Source organism: Erwinia sp. PPS120 (assembly GCF_047918655.1).
Lineage (GTDB): Bacteria > Pseudomonadota > Gammaproteobacteria > Enterobacterales > Enterobacteriaceae > Erwinia > Erwinia tasmaniensis_A.
In genome coordinates this window covers 1-1,014 of sequence record NZ_JBLREF010000101.1, presented here as the reverse complement: position 1 = coordinate 1,014, position 1,014 = coordinate 1, and the positions used below count along the sequence as shown (strand labels likewise).

The window sequence follows — 1,014 nt, the reverse complement described above, 5'->3', positions numbered from 1 at the left end:
GAGGTGATCTCATTGAATTGCTTGCACAAATCAGTAGATCACAAAACTCTATGCCTGTCTTTTTTTACCCGCCCATTACTGGGGATCCCTCAGCGCCACTGCTGGCTTTCTGATGTAATTCGGCAACTGAAAATATTGAAAAGAATTTCAGTGCTTTTCAGTTTGACGGATCAAAATTGGATCTTGGTAACTGCACAACTAAATGAAAAATAATGATAATTTTGTATTTTCGTTTAGTGGTGGATCTTAATTGGATCTGCTGCTTGAGCGTAAGCGATGCCCTTGACGCCATAATTGATAAGGGCTGCGGTAAAATTGACTGATTCGAGAGGACTGAAAAACAGAGGAATGAAAGCATTGTCAGGCGTCATAAAAAATTAGCACGATGATGGGGATTTTGTGCTTTGCACCAGTTTTTAAGACGCTAAGGATTAATTGTTATTTGTTAACCTACAATTATCACAAGATGAATTGTTTAAATTTTTCTCTATTCGCAACAAGGTAAGATGGGAACTTATCACTAGTTAACTCTTGCATGACAAGTTTTCTTTCCCTATTCCATAAATCCTTACCATTCTTAAGCGCATCAATAATGTGCTCTTTATTATTTAAATGAGGTAAATCATATTCGGTATGAGAAATGGAAGACATTTTTTCTGATATCCGCTCTGGAGTCATAATCCACGAAAAATGCCAGCCTGCATTTTTAATGACCTTGCTGCGTAACTTGAACCAGTTTTTTGAAATAAAATCACTGTATAATTCTGATTTCTTTATGTTGCGGAACAACTCTGGTTTGCCGTCAAAAGAATGTTTGAGATTACGCATTCTAGTAGCCCGTGGTAAACGGCATTGACGTTCTGAACCATCAGTATTAAACACCTGAAGATTAAATTGATAATTATAAAAAGGCATATGCAATATTGTACATAGTTTTTTTGGGTTTATTTTTTTTATAATTGCTGGGTTAAAAATTTCATCAACATCAGAAATTAAATAGCTGTTCCTAATACC

Annotated in this window: 2 protein-coding genes; one reads left to right on the top strand and one right to left on the bottom strand. The window is 35.5% G+C overall.

Annotated features, from left to right (window positions below):
• Positions 1-213 (top strand): hypothetical protein (locus tag ACLRGG_RS21300; RefSeq protein WP_416251573.1); only part of this gene is annotated, 213 nt, incomplete at its 5' end.
• Positions 214-459: 246 nt separating this feature from the next.
• Here ACLRGG_RS21300 and ACLRGG_RS21295 read toward each other — a convergent pair.
• Positions 460-1,014: glycosyltransferase family 17 protein (locus ACLRGG_RS21295; protein WP_503827136.1), on the bottom strand; the 555-nt coding region annotated here is incomplete at its 5' end.